19 protein-coding genes are annotated in these 19,459 nt (G+C 56.1%); 11 read left to right on the plus strand and 8 right to left on the minus strand.

Features of this window, described 5'->3' with window-relative positions; genetic code table 11:
- Window positions 1–144: 144 nt before the first annotated feature.
- On the minus strand, window positions 145–567 hold the full coding sequence (locus tag BLR97_RS15600) for a secondary thiamine-phosphate synthase enzyme YjbQ (protein ID WP_089707446.1): 423 nt from the start codon (window positions 565–567) through the stop codon (window positions 145–147).
- A 91-nt stretch (window positions 568–658) separates the two neighbouring features.
- On the opposite strand from BLR97_RS15600, the gene BLR97_RS15605 reads away from it, so the two are divergent.
- The 3 genes from BLR97_RS15605 (at window position 659) to BLR97_RS15615 (ending at window position 3,502) form a co-directional block, all read left to right on the plus strand.
- Window positions 659–1,195, plus strand: coding sequence for a lipocalin family protein (locus tag BLR97_RS15605; protein ID WP_089707447.1), 537 nt, complete (start codon window positions 659–661; stop codon window positions 1,193–1,195).
- An 11-nt stretch (window positions 1,196–1,206) separates the two neighbouring features.
- A complete protein-coding gene (locus tag BLR97_RS15610; protein WP_089707448.1) occupies window positions 1,207–2,280 on the plus strand; it encodes a tartrate dehydrogenase in 1,074 nt (357 codons plus the stop codon).
- Window positions 2,281–2,473: 193 nt separating this feature from the next.
- The gene (locus BLR97_RS15615) at window positions 2,474–3,502 is read left to right on the plus strand and encodes an SMP-30/gluconolactonase/LRE family protein (protein ID WP_089707449.1); all 1,029 of its coding nucleotides are present in this window, start codon (window positions 2,474–2,476) and stop codon (window positions 3,500–3,502) included.
- Between the two features lie 75 nt (window positions 3,503–3,577).
- Here BLR97_RS15615 and wrbA read toward each other — a convergent pair whose 3' ends face one another.
- Entirely contained in the window at window positions 3,578–4,177 is a 600-nt protein-coding gene (gene wrbA / locus BLR97_RS15620; protein ID WP_089707450.1) for an NAD(P)H:quinone oxidoreductase, read from the minus strand.
- A 184-nt stretch (window positions 4,178–4,361) separates the two neighbouring features.
- On the opposite strand from wrbA, the gene BLR97_RS15625 reads away from it, so the two are divergent.
- The 6 genes from BLR97_RS15625 to BLR97_RS15650 all read left to right on the plus strand — a co-directional run bounded on the left by BLR97_RS15625 (window position 4,362) and on the right by BLR97_RS15650 (window position 9,323).
- A complete protein-coding gene (locus BLR97_RS15625) occupies window positions 4,362–4,802 on the plus strand; it encodes a hemerythrin domain-containing protein (RefSeq protein WP_089707451.1) in 441 nt (146 codons plus the stop codon).
- 242 nt (window positions 4,803–5,044) lie between these two features.
- Window positions 5,045–6,037: a succinylglutamate desuccinylase gene (locus BLR97_RS15630; RefSeq protein ID WP_089707452.1), complete on the plus strand. Its 993-nt coding sequence runs from the start codon at window positions 5,045–5,047 to the stop codon at window positions 6,035–6,037.
- A 187-nt stretch (window positions 6,038–6,224) separates the two neighbouring features.
- Window positions 6,225–6,995, plus strand: a complete 771-nt coding sequence (locus BLR97_RS15635; RefSeq protein WP_089707453.1) for an ABC transporter ATP-binding protein — start codon at window positions 6,225–6,227, stop codon at window positions 6,993–6,995.
- Between the two features lie 15 nt (window positions 6,996–7,010).
- Window positions 7,011–7,715 (plus strand): ABC transporter permease, encoded by a 705-nt coding sequence (locus BLR97_RS15640; protein ID WP_089707454.1) that lies wholly within the window; start codon window positions 7,011–7,013, stop codon window positions 7,713–7,715.
- Window positions 7,715–8,446, plus strand: a complete 732-nt coding sequence (locus BLR97_RS15645; RefSeq protein ID WP_089707455.1) for an ABC transporter permease — start codon at window positions 7,715–7,717, stop codon at window positions 8,444–8,446. Before BLR97_RS15640 ends, BLR97_RS15645 begins: the two co-directional genes overlap by 1 nt.
- Before the next feature lie 109 nt (window positions 8,447–8,555).
- The gene (locus tag BLR97_RS15650) at window positions 8,556–9,323 is read left to right on the plus strand and encodes a transporter substrate-binding domain-containing protein (RefSeq protein ID WP_089707456.1); all 768 of its coding nucleotides are present in this window, start codon (window positions 8,556–8,558) and stop codon (window positions 9,321–9,323) included.
- A gap of 102 nt (window positions 9,324–9,425) precedes the next feature.
- Here BLR97_RS15650 and BLR97_RS15655 read toward each other — a convergent pair whose 3' ends face one another.
- The gene (locus BLR97_RS15655) at window positions 9,426–11,192 is read right to left on the minus strand and encodes an EAL domain-containing protein (RefSeq protein ID WP_089707457.1); all 1,767 of its coding nucleotides are present in this window, start codon (window positions 11,190–11,192) and stop codon (window positions 9,426–9,428) included.
- Window positions 11,193–11,536: 344 nt separating this feature from the next.
- Between BLR97_RS15655 and BLR97_RS15660 the strand changes: the two genes are divergently transcribed.
- Window positions 11,537–12,325 (plus strand): TraX family protein, encoded by a 789-nt coding sequence (locus BLR97_RS15660; RefSeq protein WP_089707458.1) that lies wholly within the window; start codon window positions 11,537–11,539, stop codon window positions 12,323–12,325.
- A gap of 11 nt (window positions 12,326–12,336) precedes the next feature.
- Here BLR97_RS15660 and BLR97_RS15665 read toward each other — a convergent pair whose 3' ends face one another.
- The 3 genes from BLR97_RS15665 to purE form a co-directional block, all read right to left on the minus strand.
- Window positions 12,337–13,917 (minus strand): sensor domain-containing diguanylate cyclase, encoded by a 1,581-nt coding sequence (locus tag BLR97_RS15665; RefSeq protein WP_089707459.1) that lies wholly within the window; start codon window positions 13,915–13,917, stop codon window positions 12,337–12,339.
- 155 nt (window positions 13,918–14,072) lie between these two features.
- Window positions 14,073–15,212 carry a 5-(carboxyamino)imidazole ribonucleotide synthase gene (locus tag BLR97_RS15670; protein ID WP_089707460.1) on the minus strand — a complete coding sequence of 380 codons (1,140 nt, stop codon included), beginning with the start codon at window positions 15,210–15,212 and terminating at the stop codon, window positions 14,073–14,075.
- A gap of 11 nt (window positions 15,213–15,223) precedes the next feature.
- Window positions 15,224–15,739, minus strand: a complete 516-nt coding sequence (gene purE, locus BLR97_RS15675) for a 5-(carboxyamino)imidazole ribonucleotide mutase (RefSeq protein ID WP_089707461.1) — start codon at window positions 15,737–15,739, stop codon at window positions 15,224–15,226.
- 209 nt (window positions 15,740–15,948) lie between these two features.
- Between purE and BLR97_RS15680 the strand changes: the two genes are divergently transcribed.
- On the plus strand, window positions 15,949–16,221 hold the full coding sequence (locus BLR97_RS15680; RefSeq protein ID WP_089707462.1) for an XRE family transcriptional regulator: 273 nt from the start codon (window positions 15,949–15,951) through the stop codon (window positions 16,219–16,221).
- 102 nt (window positions 16,222–16,323) lie between these two features.
- On the opposite strand, the gene chrA is transcribed toward BLR97_RS15680, so the two are convergent.
- Together chrA and ilvD are read right to left on the minus strand one after the other, a co-directional pair.
- On the minus strand, window positions 16,324–17,520 hold the full coding sequence (gene chrA, locus BLR97_RS15685; RefSeq protein ID WP_089707463.1) for a chromate efflux transporter: 1,197 nt from the start codon (window positions 17,518–17,520) through the stop codon (window positions 16,324–16,326).
- A 119-nt stretch (window positions 17,521–17,639) separates the two neighbouring features.
- Complete coding sequence (ilvD, locus tag BLR97_RS15690) at window positions 17,640–19,325, minus strand: dihydroxy-acid dehydratase (protein ID WP_089707464.1); 1,686 nt, start codon at window positions 19,323–19,325, stop codon at window positions 17,640–17,642.
- Window positions 19,326–19,459 lie beyond the last annotated feature (134 nt).

Below are 19,459 nucleotides of genomic sequence, written 5' to 3' on the forward strand. Positions count from 1 at the left end.
CGACAAGATCGCCTGCTACCCACCGGCGGATTAGCGCATGCAGCATGCATTGTCTTATCCGTCGGTGGCAATCCACCTATCACGCATACGCCTCAATCGCCTAGGGCGTATGACGACACATCACGCTTTTCCCAGGCATTAAGGTTAGTCCTGCCCAGATAACGTGGCGAGTATACGCCGCTCTCCACCCTGTTCACGGTGCTCGCCAAGCCAAATACCCTGCCACGTCCCCAGCGCCAAACGGCCACTACGCACGGCTAACGACAGCTGAGTCCCCATCAAACTGGCCATTACGTGGGCGGGCATGTCATCCGATCCTTCCAAGGTATGGCGAAAATAGGGCAGCCCTTCGGGTACCAACTCACGCAAAAACGCATCTAAATCGTGACGTACGTCCGGGTCGCTATTTTCATTAAGGGTCAGAGAGGCCGAGGTATGCAGTAGCTGTAGGTGCAAAAGTCCCCTCTCGCACTCTGCCAACCAAGGTAACGCTCCTACCAGCTCGTGGGTGATAAGATGAAACCCCCGTGGCCGCTCGGATAAGTGAATCTCCTCTTGGTGCCACATAGCCAACGCCTCATGGGTATTATGAGTTAATTAACTTATTGTTATGGTCGACGCCAAAATTAGCAAACGCCTGTCAAATTAGGAGCTCTCGATGTTGAAGCCATGGACGGTTGTCCTGAGCGGCGCTGTACTCGCTGGCTGCACCGGCATTCCCGACGGCACTCAGCCCGTCACCAACTTTGAGCTTAACCGATATCTGGGCCAGTGGTATGAAATTGCCCGATTGGATCATTCCTTTGAGGAGGGACTAGACTGCGTAACAGCCAGCTATAGCCTGCGCGATGACGGCGGCGTCAAAGTGATTAACCGCGGCTACAACTTGGAAGAGAAAGCCTGGGATGAGGCCGAAGGGCGCGCTTATTTTATCGATGACGAAACCGTTGGCCGCCTAAAAGTCAGCTTCTTTGGGCCCTTCTACGGCGGCTATAACGTACTTGAGCTGGACGACGACTACCAATGGGCGCTGGTCGCCGGCCCTAACCGCGACTATTTATGGATTCTCGCCCGCACGCCCACCCTGGAGAGCGATGTAGAAAACCTCCTCCGCCAGCGTGCCGCCGAGCTGGATTTTGCAACCGACGAGCTGATTGACGTCAAACAGGGCGAGGCTTGCCCGCCAAACGTTTAACAGGAGACCTTATGACCCACCGAATTGCAGTGATCGCCGGGGACGGCATCGGCACTGAAGTTATGCCCGAAGGCATCCGTGCCCTGGAAGCCGCCGCCAAGCAGTTTAATATTGCGCTTGAGTTCACTACCTTTGAGTTTGGCAGCTGCGACTACTATCTGGAACACGGCAGCATGCTGCCGGAAGACTGGTTCGAGCAGCTAAAAGGCTTCGATGCGCTGTTTTACGGTGCGGTGGGCTGGCCCGACAAAGTGCCCGACCATATCTCTTTGTGGGGTTCTCTGCTCCAGTTTCGTCGCCAGTTCGACCAGTACATTAACCTGCGCCCCTGCAAACTCATGCCGGGCATTAAAAGCCCGCTAGCAGGCCGCCAGCCGGGCGATATCGACTTCTACGTGGTGCGCGAAAATACCGAAGGCGAGTATTCAAGCGTTGGCGGCAAAATGTTTGGAGGCACTGACCGTGAAGTGGTTATTCAAGACACGGTTATGACCCGCACCGGCGTCGACCGGGTATTAAAGTACGCCTTTGACCTTGCACAAACGCGGCCGCGCAAAAAGCTGACATCAGCCACCAAGTCCAACGGTATCTCGATCACCATGCCCTACTGGGACGAACGCGTGGTCGAGATGGCCAAGCAGTATCCAGACATCGCCGTGGATAAATTCCACATCGATATCCTCACCGCTAACTTTGTCCTTCACCCGGACTGGTTTGATGTGGTGGTGGGCAGCAACTTATTCGGCGATATTCTTTCCGACCTAGGCCCCGCCTGTACCGGCACCATCGGTATTGCGCCATCGGCGAATATCAACCCGGAAGGCCACTTCCCCAGCCTGTTCGAACCGGTTCATGGCAGCGCGCCGGATATCGCCGGTAAAGGCATCGCCAACCCTATCGGTCAAATCTGGTCCGGGGCGATGATGCTGGAGCATCTTGGTTATAAAGAAGCCGCCGACGCCATAGTCACGGCCATTGAAAAAGTGCTCAGCGAAGGCGATAGCCAAGTACTCACAGGCGATGTGGGTGGGCAAGGTACCACCGCAAGCCTGGGCAAGGCGATTGCCGACACTATTTCACAATGAGATGAGTCTTACCCATTAACTAATGGGCATAGACGTTCACTTGCCATAGCGGTTGGCTGCCCGGATACACTCTGCCGGGCAGCCAATGTATGACTTCTAATATCTTATGTTCTACATTTGCCCTGAGAGTGGATGAAACGTCGGTTTCACTTCGCTCATAACACCGCTTTCAAACAACAATCAGGACAATGCTATGAAACTTGGACGCCGTCAGTTCCTTTCGGCAACGGCTGCCCTGGCCGCTGCCGGTTCGTCACCTCAGCTTTTTGCTTTGAATGGCTCACCAGGCCCCACCCCTGAACGCTATCCCATTGACGCCTGGCAGGTCGAAGATCCACGCTTCAGTAATTACATGCTTTTCAATAGTCCATTGGAACGCCATTGGAGCGGAGGGCTATGGACAGAAGGGCCAGCTTGGAACGCTGTGGGACGTTACGTCGTTTTCAGTGATATACCCCGTGCCAAGCAGATGCGCTGGGACGAAGCGACAGGCCAAGTCAGCGTTTTGAGAGACAATGTCGGATACTCTAACGGCAATACCTTTGACCACCAGGGCCGACTGGTCTCTTGCGAGCACTACCCCGCACGCGTCTTGCGCTACGAGTGGGACGGCAGTACCACCGTCCTCGCCGAGCGCTATCAAGGCAAACCTCTCAACGCACCCAATGATGTGGTTGCCCTACCTTCCGGTGGCGTGATCTTTACCGATCCCGGGTATGGCGCCCATTTTGACTATGAAGGCAAGAAGCGTGAGCTGGAGCTCGAGACAGCGATTTATTACGTCGATGACAACCTCGATGAGCCCATCATGCTGACCCAGGATATCCACAAACCCAACGGCATTGTGCTGACACCGGATGGCGATGGCTTTTACGCCAGCGACAGCGCCCCCACTCACTTCGACGAGCCAGCCCGGATTATTCGCTGGTCGCTTGGCGAGGATGGCCGTAGCGTCAGCGATCGGCAAGTGATCGTTACCAGCGAAGATACAATCTTCGACGGCATGACCTGCGACGTGGATGGCAATATCTGGTCAAGCGCCAATGGAGGCGAAGGCATCGATGGGGTGGTGGTCTTCTCACCGGAAGGCACCCTGCTGGGGCGGGTCTTGCTGCCCGAAGTCTGCTCAAACGTGTGTTTTGCTGGCAAGGGCCGCAACCGACTGTTCATGACCGCCAGCCAATCCGTCTACACAATTTACACGGCAGCACGCGGGGCGTAGTGAGATTATAACGCCAAGCACAAAAAGCCTCGCCGGATACGTCCGGCGAGGCTTTTGCAAACTGTTTGAACCAGATTAACTAGCCAGTTTAGCTGCCGTTTTCGCGACTAACTCACCCTGGAAGCGGGCAATTTTTAACTCGCGCTCATCGGGCTGGCGAGAGCCATCGCCACCGGCGATCGTTGCGGCGCCGTAGGGCGTACCGCCGCTCACCTTGGAAATATCAAACTGCTCTTCAATACCGTAGCCAATTGGTACGATCACCATGCCGTGGTGGGCAAGCGTCGTCCAGGTAGAGGTAATCGTCGTCTCATCACCGCCGCCAGTGCCGGTAGACGTAAATACACTGGCTACTTTGCCACGCAGGGCACCATTCGCCCATAAGCCGCCTGTTTGATCCAGGAAGGTACGCATTTGACCAGCCATATTGCCAAAGCGTGTTGGCGTACCAAAGATAATCGCGTCGTAGTCGGCCAGTTCCTGAGGAGACGCTTCCGGCGTCGTAAAGTCCTGCTTGCCACCGGCGTTTTTAAACGCCTCTTCCGGCATGGTTTCGGGTACGCGTTTTACGGTGACGTTGATACCGTCAACGCTTTTAGCACCCTCAGCGACGGCTTCTGCCAGCGTGTCGATATGACCGTACATAGAATAGTAAAGCACCAATACATTCGTCATTGCTTACTCCTTAGCGTTGCGATGTGTTGCGTTTAAGTACTGTAAGCTCAACATAGCGCAGTGAGACGTAGAAAAAAGCGAATGTTTTCGACCGTGAGCATCGATTTCGTCGACGCTCGCCTGCTTGCGCTTTTGGTCGCCGCTGACTAGCTTTTACTCACCCCCACCCGTCAGGGAGAGACAAATGACCATTTTTGAAGCGTTACGCAAAGACCACGACATTCAGCGCGACTTGCTGGCACGCCTGGTGGAAACCCATGGCGATAGCGACGAACGAGAGGAACTCTATCAACGGGTGCGCGCGGAATTGAAATACCACGCCAACGCTGAAGAACGCTCGCTTTATATTCCCATGATGGATATCGATTTAACCCAGGAAAAAGCTCGTCATAGCGTGGCGGAGCACCATGAAATTGACGAGATGATCGAACTGCTCGATGAAACGGACTACAGCGCGACCAGTTGGCTTACCCACGCTAAAAAACTTCAGCACCTGGTGACCCACCACCTGGATGAAGAAGAACAAGAAGTGTTCCAGCTAGCCGGGCGAGGCCTGAAAGACCAGCAGAAAACCGCGCTGGCAGGCGAATATAACGCGGAAATGCAGCGCCAACGCTCAGCGTAAGTATTGATCAAAAACGGGCGACGCTCGGAGAATGCCAAGCGGGCGCTCCGAGCGTTTTTGTTTGACGATTTTTCACGATCCCACCGCGCTTTTTCACGCGAACGACGCTCAGGGTTGTCGGTTAAGCCGAACATGGTAAAGGTGTGTCACGCTTATTACCTTGCTGCATTCAACATGACACGACGCCACATTACTTCGCAATGTTTACTCGCCGGTTCGGTTACCCGTCACGAGGTGTCCGCATGCTAAGCGAGTGGCTGGATTGGACGCTCGACGAGTCACGCAATGCCTCCCGCCAGGGCCGGTTTGCCAGCGGTCACTTTGACGTATCCGCCCCCGGCGTTTTACGCCTGACCCCGGATACGCAACGCCGCGACGCCCACGCCTGTGTTTTTTCCGCCGCGATTCACGGCAACGAGACCGCGCCCGTCGAATTGATCGGCGCCTGGCTTAGCGCGCTGGAAGCCGGCACGCTGACTCTCGGCGCGCCCGTTTTGGTGATTCTCGGCAATATCCCGGCGCTTAAAGCCCAGCAACGGTTCATGCATACCAATCTGAATCGACTGTTTACCCGTGAGCTTGCCGAGACCGGCAAGGAGCCAGCGCGAGCACGGCAGTTAATGGACGAGGTAGATGCGTTTTTCAACCAGCACGCCGGGTTGCCCAAGCTGCATTACGACCTGCATACGGCCATTCGCGGCAGCCTCTACCCGCGTTTCGTCGTCGAACCTTACGCCGACACCCAAACCCATTCAGCGCAATGGGAGTGGCTGGCCGCCGCCGATATGCAAGCCGTGTTACACCAGCACCAGCATAGCTGGACATTTTCCCACTACAGCAAGCATTACCACGGCGCCCAATCGTTCACCTTCGAGTTGGGGCGCGTAGCGCCTTTCGGACAAAACGATATGGCCGCGCTCCGGCCGATGCAGGCACTACTGGCAAGCCTTAGCGAAGGCACACCACCAGCGACACGACCAGCCGACTCGATGGTGTATTTTCGTGTTCAGCACGAACTAATGCGCCATAGCGACCACTTCACCTTGTGCTTTGCCGATGACACACTTAATTTCACCGGTTTTGCGCCCGGCACCTGTTTAGCCAAAGATAGCCAAAACGGCGACTACCGGGTCGGGGATACTTCGCTCCACGTGGTGTTTCCCAATGCCAACGTCGAAGTAGGCGCGCGTGCCGCACTATTAGTAGCGCCTTGCGCGCCTCCTACAGATGATTAAGCGTTGACAACAATAATCCAGAGGCGATGATCCTTCACTTGGCGTTGCCTACGACCAACGTCGAGCCATTAAAACACCAGGAAAGCGCGCACAATTCGCTCAGCCTGATAGAATCGCCCCTTTTTTTCGCGCCAGCCGCCATCAACATTCACTGTTGCTGCGGCAACCTAGTATTGGAGCCAATCACATGGCCGCTACGCCTATTCCTCTTGAAGTGCGACATATAAAAAAACGCTTTGGCGATACGGAAGTTCTTAAAGGTCTTTCACTCCAGGCCCATAAAGGGGATGTCATTACCCTCATCGGGGCGTCAGGGTCGGGCAAAAGTACTTTCTTACGCTGCATGAACCTGCTCGAGCAGCCTGACGAGGGCGACCTGATCGTGCACGGCGAAGAAATCCGCTTCAAGACCACCCGCCGCGGCCGCGAGCCGGCCGATTGGAAACAAGTGGTGCAAATGCGCGCCAAGCTATCGATGGTGTTTCAAAGCTTTAACCTGTGGGCGCACATGACGCTGCTCGAAAACATCATCGAAGCGCCGATCCACGTGCTGGGCAAATCCAAAAAAGAAGCCATCGAACACGCCCACGCGCTGCTCGATAGGGTCGGCTTGACGGCCCGCGCCGATGCCTACCCGGCGCAAATGTCCGGCGGCCAGCAGCAGCGCGGCGCGATAGCCCGGGCACTCGCTATGGATCCGGAGGTGATGCTGTTTGACGAGCCCACCTCTGCGCTCGACCCCGAACTGGTGGGGGATGTCCTCAAAGTCATGCGTGACTTGGCCGAGGAAGGGCGCACCATGGTGGTCGTGACCCACGAGATGAGCTTTGCCCGGGATGTGTCCAGCCAGGTGATTTACCTGCACGAAGGCATGGTGGAAGAAGCCGGCCCGCCTGGCGAGATGATTGACAACCCTCAATCCCCGCGCCTGCAGCAATTCCTAGCACCTAAATACTGATTTGCGAGGCTCACTATGATTGATCTTCATGGTTACGGCCCGCGCTTGCTAGAAGGCGCAGGCGTAACGCTTCAGCTAGCGTTGTTATCGCTGCTTCTTGCCGTTGTGCTGGGGTTAATAACCGCTGTCGCGAAGATGTCGCGCAGTTGGATAGCCCACCGCACGGCAACGCTTTACACCACCGTTATTCGCGGCGTGCCCGACCTGGTTCTCATGATGCTGCTGTTCTTTGGCGGACAGATCGGCGTCAACATGATCACCGACTGGCTCTACTATCAATTCGATATCGATATTTTTATCAATATCAATGAGTTTGTTGCCGGCGTGGTGACCATCGGGCTGATTTTCGGGGCCTACATGGGCGAGACCTTCCGCGGCGCCTTCATGGCGGTGGATAACGGTCAGATTGAGGCGGGCAAGGCCTACGGCATGAGCAGCTCGCTGGTGTTCCGCCGTATTCGCTTCCCGCAGATGATGCGCCACGCCCTGCCGGGGCTGTCGAACAACTGGATGGTGCTGCTCAAAACCACCGCGCTGGTCTCGGTGATCGGACTTGCCGACATGGTTCGCGTGGCGTCCGAGGCCTCCAAGGCGACCCGCGAGCCCTTCTTGTTCATGATGGTGGTCGCGCTGATTTATCTGCTGATCGCCAGCGTGTCGGAATGGCTATTTGCGCGCTTACAAAAGCGCTACAGCATCGGTTATGGGGAGGAAGACTAATGGAATCCCTATTAACCTGGCTGGAAAATCAGCTCGCCGATAACAGCATTTTTACCCTGCAAACGCTGTCGCACTACGCTGACGGCCTGACCACCACTGTGCAACTGGTCTTCCTTTCGCTGATTATTGGGCTTATCGCCGCGGTACCGCTCGCCATTGGCCGAGGCTCCCGGCATGCCTGGATCAAATGGCCTATTTTCGCCTACACCTACGTTTTTCGCGGCACCCCGCTGCTCATCCAGCTCTATCTGATTTACTACGGCGTAGTGTTTGTCGACGGCATTCAGGAATCGTGGCTGTGGGTGATTCTGGAAGATCCATTCATTCCCGCGCTTATCGCATTCACCCTGAACACAGCGGCCTATACCACCGAGATTTTCCGTGGTGCCATCAAATCGACCTCGAAAGGTGAAATCGAAGCGGCGCGGGCTTACGGCATGTCACCCGGGTTGACCATGCGGCGGATCATTATTCCCAGTGCCTTCCGACGCGCCCTGCCCGCCTACGGTAATGAAGTGATCTTCATGCTTCACGCCAGCGCGATCGCAAGCGTGGTGACCATCATGGATCTGACCGGCGCGGCACGCTTTGTCTATGCCCGTTACTACGCGCCATTCGAGGCCTTTTTATTCGTCGCAGCCATTTACCTGTGCCTGACCTTTGCGATCCTGTATTTCTTCCGCCACCTGGAGAAAAAACTGCTGGCCCACCTTCAGCCCCAAACCGGATAGCGTGAAACAAACGTTGGTTCATGCGTCGACAAACGGTTCTGATCGGCGCTAAGCTGGCGAGGATTACGTTATTCATCACTCGATGACGATTTCCACCAGGAGACTCACAATGAAAAAAGTCCTAACACTTTCTCTACTCGGCTTGGCTATCGCCGCGACCAGCGCCCAGGCGCAAGACTACGAAGAAGTCCGCATTGGCGTCGACGTTCCCTACGAGCCCATGGAATACCGCACCGCTGACGGCGAACTCACCGGCTTCGATATCGACCTGGGCAACGCCCTGTGTGACGAGATTGGCGTAAGCTGCGAGTGGGTCGTGCAGGGCTGGGATGGCATCATCCCCGGCCTGATGGCGCGTAAATACGACGCCATCATGTCGTCCATGACCATCAACGATGATCGCCGCGAACAAGTGCTGTTCTCTGATCCGTACATTACGCCGCCCTCCGCTTGGTTTGCTCCAGGAGGCACTGAGCTGGAAGAAATCAGCGAAGAATCGCTTACCGACATGACCATCGGCGTTCAGCGCGGCACTCTGCAGGATAACTACGTTACCGACATGTACGGCGATGTGGCCGACATCAATCGCTACGCGACGGCCGACGACATGGTGCTGGATATGGAGTCCGAACGTCTGGACATCCTGTTCCTCGACTTCCCGGTGGGCAAGTCCACGCTACTGGATAGCGAAGAAGGCGACTACACCGTGGTCGGCGAGATGCTGACCGAGCCGAAAGAGTACTTTGGCGACGGCTTTGGTATCGCCTTCCGCCAGCGCGACGAAGCGCTTGCCGAGCAATTTAACGAAGCCCTTGAAACCCTTCGTGAAGACGGCACCTACGACGAAATCTACGCGCGTTACTTCGAAGCTAAGTAACTAAAACGCACCTCCCCAGTCCGTTGGGGAGGTGCGTCATACAGATAGGGCGATGGATAGGTTCAGCCCAGAGCTTTTCGCGTGATTGAGTAGCAACGACCATTATCGTTCTTTGAGCTGTACCCTGTCAGCGAGAAATCCCGGCATCTCATTTGCCGGCATAGGTCTTGCGTAAAGAAATCCCTGAGCCATATCGCAGCCTAAATCTTTCACCAGACGATCCTGCTCAACGGTTTCCACGCCTTCCACCAACACCGTCAAACTTAGGCAGTGCCCCACCGTAATGATGGCCTTCAAGATGGCCATATCACTATCATTTTCCATTGCATGATGGAGGAAGCCTCTATCAATCTTAAGGCTGCAAACGGGTAAATTTCGCAAATAAACCAGAGATGAATAACCGGTACCAAAATCGTCAATAGAGATATGCACGCCCGCCTGCTTCAATCTCTTCAGCTGTCTTATTTGTTCCCCGTCAACACCAATCACCTCATTCTCTGTCAGCTCGACGCCTAATTGAGAGGGTGAGAGGCCATGGTCAGATAGCGTCTGTAGGATGTGGTCGGCTAAATTCTGATTGGTCAGTTGCCGTCCCGATAAATTAATGTCTACTCGTATATGTTCAAGGGCTGTACCCTGCCAAGCTTTAAGCTGTCTGCAAGAGTTTTCAATCACCCAATCTCCGATACGATTAATCAGCCCTGATTTTTCCGCTACTGGAATAAAGACGCCAGGCGAAACCGGCTGAGAGCGTCCATCGAAGCATCGTAATAGCGCCTCACAGGAATATACGCCTCCGTCTTTAAAATCAATTTGCGGCTGAAAATAAAGCTGCAGACTGTCGGCTGCGAGAGCACCTCGAAGAAGCGCCGTCACTTCCTGATAGTGAACTAATCGATCATTAATATCTGAAGTGTAAAAACAAATACTGTTTTCACCTGACTCTTTGGCCTGGTACATGGCGGCATCAGCGTTACCCATAAGCCCTGCCACTGTTGAACCATCATCAGGAAACAGGCTGACACCGAAACTGGCCGTCATCTGATAACGAACGCTATCAATCACAAACCCTTGATCTAACACGTTGATTAAACGCTGAAGGAGTTCATGGATGCCTTCAGACCCACCGAAATCAAACAACAACAATACAAACTCGTCACCACCAAATCGGCTCAGTAGATCACAGCCACGAATTTCTTTATTCAGACGCTTAGCAACCGCCCGCAAGAGATCGTCACCATAATGATGCCCAAGGGTGTCATTGATCAGCTTGAAATTATCCAAATCAATAAACACCACAGCGACGTCACTCTCCGGTCGTCGTTCTGCGGCGGCAAGATGCTTTGATAACTCAAACTCCATTAATCGCCTGTTGGGCAGTTGAGTTAAATCGTCAAAATTGGCCATCCTGTGCAGCTTTTCGTTGGCTTTTTTCTGCTCCTGCAGGCTGATATCAATGCAAAACATTTCGCATTCACCAGTATCCTGCTTAATCATCACATGACTGGAATAAACAGGAACAAGGTGCCCCTCTTTATGTTCCAGCTCAATTTCCTCAGCGGGAATTTCAATATTGTTATCTACCCAGTTCTTATGAGCGGCAATCACGCCTTCGCGCATCTCGTCGGGGATAATTAAATCTTCGAGCAACTGCTCCTGCGCTTCCTCCCGGGTATAGCCGTAAAGACGCCGGCTTGCTTCATTCCAATAAGTTACTTCGCGTTTTTTGTTATAACCCTGCACGGCGACCATTGGCAGGTTTTCAATCATCTCATAAAAATTCCGCACACTTTTCGAGGCAGCCATCAACGGGTATGCCCCGCTCTTGGTTGAGGGAAGAGGTGTTTTATGGCCACGTTTATCTGGCATTTTTGTTGCTTCCTAACATTTTCCCAGAAACCAAAAGAACAAAAACGATATTGTTTGGTCACGGGTGAGCAGTTGTAGAAATTATTTTATTTATCGCTTAATCCAGATTTCTTACGATACTCATGCAGGCAAGCGTCGCAGAACCGCCCCGTTAATGCCAGAGCCGCAGGGTTAACGGTCGTCTTCGCGATTATTCAATCAACGCTCCAGGCGTGTAGCTCCATAAACAGCATCTGTTGTTTGAACATGCTGTATGCTGCGCCTCGACGAATGTCGGCGAGACACTTAAGCTTCAGCTTAACGACGCTTGCCCGCTGAATAAATGACAGGTACAGGGAGGGTAGATGACTCAGAAAGTGGCGCTTAAAGCACCCTCATCCCACTGGACGGGCTGGGCTCAATGGCTCGCCTTGTTCACCATGACGGTGGATCATGTAACGCGCTATGCCTTACCCGATGGCTGGGGGCTTGATTGGGCGGGGTCATCCATTGGCCGCATCGCGTTCCCGCTATTTGCCGCGATGGTGGCGTGGCACGGCCTGTTCAACACACGTGACCCTCTGCGTTACGCGCGCCGTATGTTGATCATTGGGTTGATCGCGCAACTGCCTTACATGCTGATGCCCCGCGAATCAGATGCGTTCATACTTAACATCTGCTTTACCCTGGCCACCGGCCTCGTGCTCGGCTCGCTGGTGCGCCTGGGCTGGCAGCACTATCAGCAGCAAAGTATCCACTTTGGCTGGTTGTTAGCCGGCACGACGGCAGTGGTCACGCTCTGGTATCTGCTGGGGTTCTGGGTCGAATACGGCCACAACGGCCTGCTGCTGATTCCCCTGCTGATGTATGCCATGCAGGCGCTAAACGAGACCAGCCGTGATTTCTCTGCGCAGTTGTGGGCGGGACTGGCAGCCTTTCCTGCGCTATGGATAGCTGGCCAGATGAACACCTCTGACATGGCTAAATCGTTTACCGTGGGAACCTGTATTGTCGTGCTGGTGTTGGCGGCCGGGGCCGCGCAGCGTGTTCCGGCTATCCAGTGGGCCATGCCCAGGCGTTTATGGCTAACCTGGTACCCTGGCCATTTCGCCTTGATTGCGCTGTGGCTGCTGATCAGTGGTCAGCTATTGTAACTGAGCACGTTTTACAGCCTCGCCTTTTCGGCTTCTTCGCGCATCCACGGGTGATATCGGCAGCGCCGGGCACGCCCCTCCATTTTGGCCTGATACATGGCAAGGTCGGCCTCTTTAAGTAACTCACTATGATCGCAGCCGCTGACGTTAAAGCAGGTGTACCCCATGCTCGGCGTGACGTTGACCGTTTGTGTCTCCAGGCGATACGGCATTGATATCGCCTCTTGCACCGCCTGCATATACGCCTCAGCCCATTCCTCTAGTGCCTCGGGCGTCGTGGTATCGGTTAACGCTAGCAGCACGAATTCATCGCCGCTGAGTCGCGCCGCCATGTCGCCAGGGTGTAAACACGCCTGCAAACGGCGGGCGACCTGGATCAGCAAATCATCCCCCGCGGCATGGCCCAGCGTGTCATTAATCAGTTTAAAGCGGTCCAAATCCATAAACAGCAGCAGCCCACTGGCGTGCTGGTCGGCATCACAAAGAGACTCCAGGCGCTCAATAAACATACGCCGATTGGGCAAGTCGGTGAGCGCATCATAGTAGGCTTGGCGATAAATAATCGCTTCGGTGCGCTTGCGTTCAGTGAAGTCCTCCACCATGGCCACGCCGCCCACCATCCGCTGGCTCGCACTATGCACCCCGTTAAAAAAAGCACGCAGCGGCGTGCCCTCAGAGGCTTTGGGGAGGCAGTAGGTGCCTTCGTAATAGCCGGTGCCCTGCCGCAGGGCATCCTTCACCGCTTTGGCAACCGCTTTATCGGCGTTGTGCCCCAGCATGCAGTAGCCAATTAACTGCCCGCGTTCCACCCCCAGAATCTCCAGCAGCTTGCCGTTGCAGTCGGTGACCGTGCCCTGCGCATCAAAGTGCATCACGCCAAGGGGCGATTGGTTAAAAATCGACCGGTAACGGTCTTCACTCTCCAATAACAAGGCCTCGCGAGCAGCCATGCTGACCCGCAACGAAATATTGTCATGGATGATGCGGCTCAAACGGCGGCTGGTGGCCAAAATCAGCCCCAGAAACAAAACGAGCATTGCGCCAATCAGCATCGACAATGACGTCCCGTGTAACCAAAACTGCAGCAGCAACGGCAGCATAATTGGCAGAACAAAGCCCAACGATACCCACCAAACAGCGGAAAGCGTCGTGATGCCACCAGCAGAGATGCCCGCCATGACAATCGACAGTGCCGCCACTTGACCATGCTGGTCACCGTTAAACAGTTCAAAGCTGCCTAACCCCCATACGCAACCCGCCGCGATGGCGCCCACGCTAAACCGGTGTAGCCAACGACGGCGCTGCTGGTGCGAGGCCGACACTCGCTGAAAGCGATAGGCCAAACCTAGACGCGCGCCGGATACCAACACCAGCAGTCCCCACCAACCCAACAGCTTCCCGTGCGATACATCCGGCCATAGGGCGGCAACCAGCAGTGTCGCCGCCAATATGCTGGCCAGGATAGGAGACCCTAGGTTGTCGTACAGCAAGCGCACTTTTTCACCGCGTAGACTTTTCACCGCGATATGGTGTTCGCGCTGAAAACGACCACGCAGCCCCGATGCGCTGGCCGTACTAAAAGGCTGAGGCATACAACGTCCCTTATGTTGCCAAGCTGGTTCGCGAGTCACTCTTACTGGTTAAGAAACCTAATCCTTTTTAGCCGATTTTCTGATACATAGCGACTAAAGTTCTCAACTGAATCGACTGTGCACAAAAAAGCCGCCCTAAAAGGCGGCAGTTACGCTTACAAGGTTGACTCAAAGCTCCACGACACGGGGGGAGCATCGGGCAGCTTGGCTTGGCAAGCACGCACTTTATCAAGCAGTTCGGCGTGGGTTTCAGCTACCACATTGACATGCGCCAGTTTACGCCCGGCCCGCTCGGTTTTGTCGTAACGGTGCAGGTGCGTGTTAGAAAGCGCCAGCAGGGCCGCGTTATCGCCTTCACGGCCAATCACATTGACCATACAAGTGGGCGCAATCGCCCGGGTACTACCTAAAGGCAGGCCTTGCACCGCGCGCAGGTGATTTTCAAACTGGCTGGTCACCGCGCCGTTCATGGTCCAATGGCCCGAGTTATGCACTCGTGGGGCCATTTCATTGGCCAACAGCTTACCATCGCGGGTTTGGAACAACTCAAGCGCCAGTACGCCTACATAGTCCAGCTCGTCCAACAGGGCGCGAATATAACCATCGGCGGTTTGCTGGACGCTCGCGTCAAGATCGGGCAGCGGCGCCACCGAGTAACGCAAAATGCCATCGACGTGCTGGTTTTCGGCCATGGGGTAAAACGCCACCTCGCCATCGCGGCCGCGCACGGCAATCATCGAGACTTCGCGGACAAAGTCGACAAACGCTTCAACAACCAGTTGGGAATGGCCAATGGACACCCACGCCTCATGCGCCTGTTCCGGCTGCTTCAGCACTGCCTGGCCTTTACCGTCGTAGCCTTCGGTCACCGACTTGGCGACTACCGGGCAGCCCAGCTCGCGCGCGGCGGTTTCTAATTGCTCGGCGCTTTCGACCACCCGATAGGCCGGGGTAGGAATGCCCAAACGATCGAACAGCGTTTTCTCTTCCACGCGGTTTTGGCACACCTCAATGGCGCGGCTGCTGGGGTATACCGGCTTGTGTTGCTCAATGCTTCGCACCAGGGCCACCGGCAGGTGTTCGAATTCGTAGGTGACGACGTCGACCTTGTCGAGAAAATCCGCCAGGTGCTGATTATCAGGGTCGACAATCACCTCGCCAATCCCCGCGCTGGGATTACCGGTGGTATCCAAAAAGGTGAAGCGATTACCCAGCGGGTAGCCCGCCAGCGCCAACATGCGGCCTAACTGACCGGCACCCATTATGCCGATATTACTTGAAATGACAGACTGCATCGCAGGCCTCCTTATTCGGCTTCCGGGTCGGGGCGCGGGTCAGGGTTATCGAGCACTTTCTGGGTCTGCTCAGCGCGAAAAGCCTCCACTGCATTGCGCACCTCGGCATCCTGCAAGCCGACAATTTGTCCGGCCAGCAGGCCCGCATTGGTAGCACCCGCTTTCCCAATCGCCAGGGTTCCCACCGCAATACCCCCCGGCATTTGCGCGATCGAAAGTAGCGAATCCAACCCTTTCAACGCTTTGGATTCCACCGGCACGCCGAGTACTGGCAGCGGTGTTTGCGACGCCACCATGCCCGGCAGGTGAGCAGCGCCGCCAGCACCCGCCACAATGACTTGCAAGCCCCGCTCGGCGGCGGTTTTGGCGTAGTCGAAAAGCAAATCAGGCGTGCGATGCGCTGAGACTACACGGGTCTCATAGGGCACACCTAACCGCTCGAGCATCGCCACCGCGTGCTCCATGACGGGCCAGTCAGACTTAGACCCCATGATCACGCCCACTTTGGGTGCGCTGTTCGACGACATGCCATTACTCCTCGGCCCGCGGCCTTGTTAAACGATCAGTAAGCCGTGCCTCACACAACAAGACAGGCGGAAAAATAAGCGGTTAGTTTACCAGAGCCACAGCGTTTGCGGGGGGCCGTGCGCGCCATGAAATTTTCATCAAAAAAGGTATTGAAATGCCCCCCGGTTGGCGGCATTGTATCGGTGTCATTTCAGACTTATGGAGCTACATGAGTACGGTACGCTTATCTGCCCACGCGGACTTGCTGGACCCTCCGCGAAGCAGCCCTGACCTCGATGTCAGGGAACTAGAAAAACGTACGCGTTTAATGCGTATTATCACGCGTCTGATCGCAGTATCAGATATGGGAAGTCGTGAAATTGCCCGCCGAGCGGGGTTACCCGTTCAGAAAATTAGCGACCTGCTCGCTGGAAGGCTTGAGCACCTGAATGTGGATGAACTCCTCGTTCTGCGTCGCACGTTGGAAGTGGAGGCGCCATAGCAGTTACGTCCCTGCTCCCTCCTTTTGGATGAACATTTCTCCGTTATCGTCGGCCGCTTTCACAGCGGCCTTTCTATTGGTAGGTTGTTTTTGGCAGCGCGTCTAAGGCGCAATCAGCACACCGCCCAGCGCAACCACAATCACCACCGCCCAGGCGGGCAGCTTCCACACGGTCAGTAGCAAGAAACCGGTGAGCGCCAGGGCAAACTCCGGCGGGCCGAGAATCGCACTTGTCCACACCGGCTGATAGAGCGCCGCCGCTAGAATACCCACTACCGCCGCATTGGCGCCGCGCATCAGCGCCTGAGCCCACTGCCACTGACGAAAGCGGTTCCAGAACGGCAGTATGCCCACCAACAGCAAAAACCCCGGCAGAAAAATCGCCAGCAGCGAAAGCGCGGCGATAAGCAAACTACCGCCTGCGGGTATCAACGCCCCCAAGTAAGCCGAAAAGGTAAACAGCGGCCCCGGAATCGCCTGGGCGGCGCCGTAGCCGGTTAAGAACTGTTCGGCCGACACCCAGCCCGACTGCACGACTTCCGCCTCGAGTAGCGGCAGCACCACGTGCCCACCGCCAAACACCAGCGCGCCTGAACGGTAGAACGCATCGGCGACATTAAGCCATCCGGCGCTTCCGGCCAGTAGCGGCAGCAAAATCAGCAACCCGCCGAATAGCCCCAGGGCGACCAACCCAGCAAGGCGGGACACCGGGAATGAAAGCGACTCGCTTGCCGGGGCGGCGACACTATCGCGACATAGCGCCAGCCCGACTAAGCCGCCTAGCGCGATGGCCGCCACCTGCCCCAGCGGGCCACTTACCATCACCACAGTCAATACCGCCGCAAGCGCGATCCCCGCACGGGTGTTATCCGGGCACAAATTGCGCGCCATGCCCCACACCGCGTGGGCGACAATCGCCACCGCGACGACTTTTAAACCGTGAATGATGCCGCTGGCAATGGGGCCATCCAGCACTGCTGCGCCAAACGCAAACAGCACCAGCACAATGGCGGAAGGCAGGGTAAACGCCAGCCACGCCATGGCCGCGCCCCAGGGGCCTGCACGCATCAACCCCAGCGCAAAGCCCACCTGGCTACTCGCCGGCCCCGGCAAAAACTGGCACAACGCGACGAGATCGGCGTAGGCGCTTTCGGTCAACCATTGGCGGCGGGCGACAAACTCGCTGCGAAAGTATCCCAAATGCGCCACCGGCCCGCCAAAGGACGTCAGCCCCAGCAGCAAAAACGCCTTAAACACCTCGCTGACCCGCGACGTTGTGGAGAGCGGTTGCGTCGTCATCAAACGGTTTCCTTTACGCCCATAAAAAACGCCAGGTTAACCCTGGCGTTTGACATGCAGATGACAGCGTTAAGCTTGGTCTGAAAAGTCGGCGAGCGCAGCCAGTTTTCAGGCAGAGCCTAGTCTTCGTTGTCGGTCACCGCACCGGTACTAGCGGAGCTCACTAACTTGGCATACTTGGCCAACACGCCACGGCGATAACGCGGTTCTGGCTGCTGCCAAGCAGCGCGGCGGCGCATCAGCTCCTCATCGCTCACGCTCACCTCAATGGTGTCGGCTTCGGCATCGATGGTGATAGTGTCGCCGTCTTCCACCAGCGCCAGCGGGCCGCCCTCGAAGGCTTCGGGCGATACGTGGCCCACCACAAAGCCGTGGCTGCCGCCGGAGAAACGCCCATCGGTAATCAACGCCACGTCGCTACCCAAGCCCCGGCCCATAATCGCCGAGGTAGGCGTGAGCATTTCGCGCATGCCGGGGCCGCCTTTGGGGCCTTCATAGCGAATCACCACCACGTCACCGGCGACAACGGTACCGTCGTTGATGCGCGCCTGGGCTTCTTCTTCAGAGCCAAACACCCGCGCCGAACCGCTAAACCGTGTGCCTTCTTTGCCGGTAATCTTGGCCACCGAGCCTTCCGGCGCCAAATTGCCAAACAGAATGCGCAGGTGGCTTTCCTGTTTAATCGGGTTGCCCAGCGGCGCAATGATCTGCTGATCCAACGGATAAGGCTCAACGTCGGCAAGGTTTTCCGCCAACGTTTTGCCGGTAACCGTCAGGCACTCACCGTTCAGCAGGCCCACGTCCAGCAGGACTTTCATCAGCGGCTGAATGCCGCCGATGGCCACCAGTTCACTCATCATATAGTGGCCGCTAGGGCGCAAATCGGCCAACACCGGCACGCGTTTGCCAATCTCGGTGAAGTCGGCAAGCGATAGCTCGACGCCAATGGTGCTCGCCATGCCGATTAAGTGCAGCACGGCGTTGGTGGAACCACCCAGAGCAATCACCACGGTGATCGCGTTCTCGAATGCCTCGCGGGTCATGATGTCGGATGGTTTGATATCGTCGGCCAGTAGCGCCAGCACGGCTTCGCCCGCTGCCTGACAGTCCTCGCGCTTGTCTCGGGAGATGGCGTTCTGTGCCGAGCTACCCGGCAGGCTCATGCCCAAGGCTTCAATCGCCGAGGCCATAGTGTTGGCCGTATACATACCGCCACAGGAACCGGGGCCGGGGATCGCCGTCTCTTCGATATTTTTGAGTTCGATCAGGTCGATATCACCACGCGAGTGGGCGCCCATGGCTTCAAACACCGAGACGATATCGGTATGGCCCTCGCCGGGCATGATGGTGCCGCCGTAAACGAACACGCTGGGGCGATTAAGCCGCGCCAAGCCCATCACACAGCCGGGCATGTTCTTGTCGCAGCCACCGATCGCCACCAGGCCATCAAAGCCTTCGCAGCCCGCCACGGTTTCGATGGAATCGGCAATCACCTCGCGGGACACCAGCGAGTACTTCATGCCTTCGGTGCCGTTAGCGATACCGTCGGAAATAGTGATGGTATTGAAGATCACGCCTTTACCACCGGCCGCATCTGCGCCATCGCGGGCATGCTCGGCCAGCTCGCCAATGTGGCTGTTGCACGGCGTCACCATGCTCCAGGTCGAGGCCACCCCTACCTGGGGCTTTTTAAAATCGTCGTCGTTAAAGCCCACCGCGCGCAGCATGGCACGGCTAGCGGCTTTGCCGGGGCCGTCGACGACAGTTGCCGAATGGCGGCGGGAGTTATTATTAGGCTCGGTCATAGATATTGTCTCTTAGCTTGGCTCACGGAATCTGCATAGCTTGGCGATATATCTCACATCCCGCAAGACGTTTACTTATGGCACCCCAGCAGTCGGCTCATCATTGCTTTTGCTCTTGATTGAGTGTAACCCAC

The sequence above is a fragment of the Vreelandella arcis genome (genome assembly GCF_900103865.1).
Taxonomy (GTDB): domain Bacteria; phylum Pseudomonadota; class Gammaproteobacteria; order Pseudomonadales; family Halomonadaceae; genus Vreelandella; species Vreelandella arcis.

Coding starts and splice junctions, on each gene's coding strand:
- BLR97_RS15600 (WP_089707446.1), bottom strand. CDS start 567: ATGTGGCACCAAGAGGAGATTCACTTATCCGAGCGGCCACGGGGGTTT.
- BLR97_RS15605 (WP_089707447.1), top strand. CDS start 659: ATGTTGAAGCCATGGACGGTTGTCCTGAGCGGCGCTGTACTCGCTGGC.
- BLR97_RS15610 (WP_089707448.1), top strand. CDS start 1,207: ATGACCCACCGAATTGCAGTGATCGCCGGGGACGGCATCGGCACTGAA.
- BLR97_RS15615 (WP_089707449.1), top strand. CDS start 2,474: ATGAAACTTGGACGCCGTCAGTTCCTTTCGGCAACGGCTGCCCTGGCC.
- wrbA (WP_089707450.1), bottom strand. CDS start 4,177: ATGACGAATGTATTGGTGCTTTACTATTCTATGTACGGTCATATCGAC.
- BLR97_RS15625 (WP_089707451.1), top strand. CDS start 4,362: ATGACCATTTTTGAAGCGTTACGCAAAGACCACGACATTCAGCGCGAC.
- BLR97_RS15630 (WP_089707452.1), top strand. CDS start 5,045: ATGCTAAGCGAGTGGCTGGATTGGACGCTCGACGAGTCACGCAATGCC.
- BLR97_RS15635 (WP_089707453.1), top strand. CDS start 6,225: ATGGCCGCTACGCCTATTCCTCTTGAAGTGCGACATATAAAAAAACGC.
- BLR97_RS15640 (WP_089707454.1), top strand. CDS start 7,011: ATGATTGATCTTCATGGTTACGGCCCGCGCTTGCTAGAAGGCGCAGGC.
- BLR97_RS15645 (WP_089707455.1), top strand. CDS start 7,715: ATGGAATCCCTATTAACCTGGCTGGAAAATCAGCTCGCCGATAACAGC.
- BLR97_RS15650 (WP_089707456.1), top strand. CDS start 8,556: ATGAAAAAAGTCCTAACACTTTCTCTACTCGGCTTGGCTATCGCCGCG.
- BLR97_RS15655 (WP_089707457.1), bottom strand. CDS start 11,192: ATGCCAGATAAACGTGGCCATAAAACACCTCTTCCCTCAACCAAGAGC.
- BLR97_RS15660 (WP_089707458.1), top strand. CDS start 11,537: ATGACTCAGAAAGTGGCGCTTAAAGCACCCTCATCCCACTGGACGGGC.
- BLR97_RS15665 (WP_089707459.1), bottom strand. CDS start 13,917: ATGCCTCAGCCTTTTAGTACGGCCAGCGCATCGGGGCTGCGTGGTCGT.
- BLR97_RS15670 (WP_089707460.1), bottom strand. CDS start 15,212: ATGCAGTCTGTCATTTCAAGTAATATCGGCATAATGGGTGCCGGTCAG.
- purE (WP_089707461.1), bottom strand. CDS start 15,739: ATGTCGTCGAACAGCGCACCCAAAGTGGGCGTGATCATGGGGTCTAAG.
- BLR97_RS15680 (WP_089707462.1), top strand. CDS start 15,949: ATGAGTACGGTACGCTTATCTGCCCACGCGGACTTGCTGGACCCTCCG.
- chrA (WP_089707463.1), bottom strand. CDS start 17,520: ATGACGACGCAACCGCTCTCCACAACGTCGCGGGTCAGCGAGGTGTTT.
- ilvD (WP_089707464.1), bottom strand. CDS start 19,325: ATGACCGAGCCTAATAATAACTCCCGCCGCCATTCGGCAACTGTCGTC.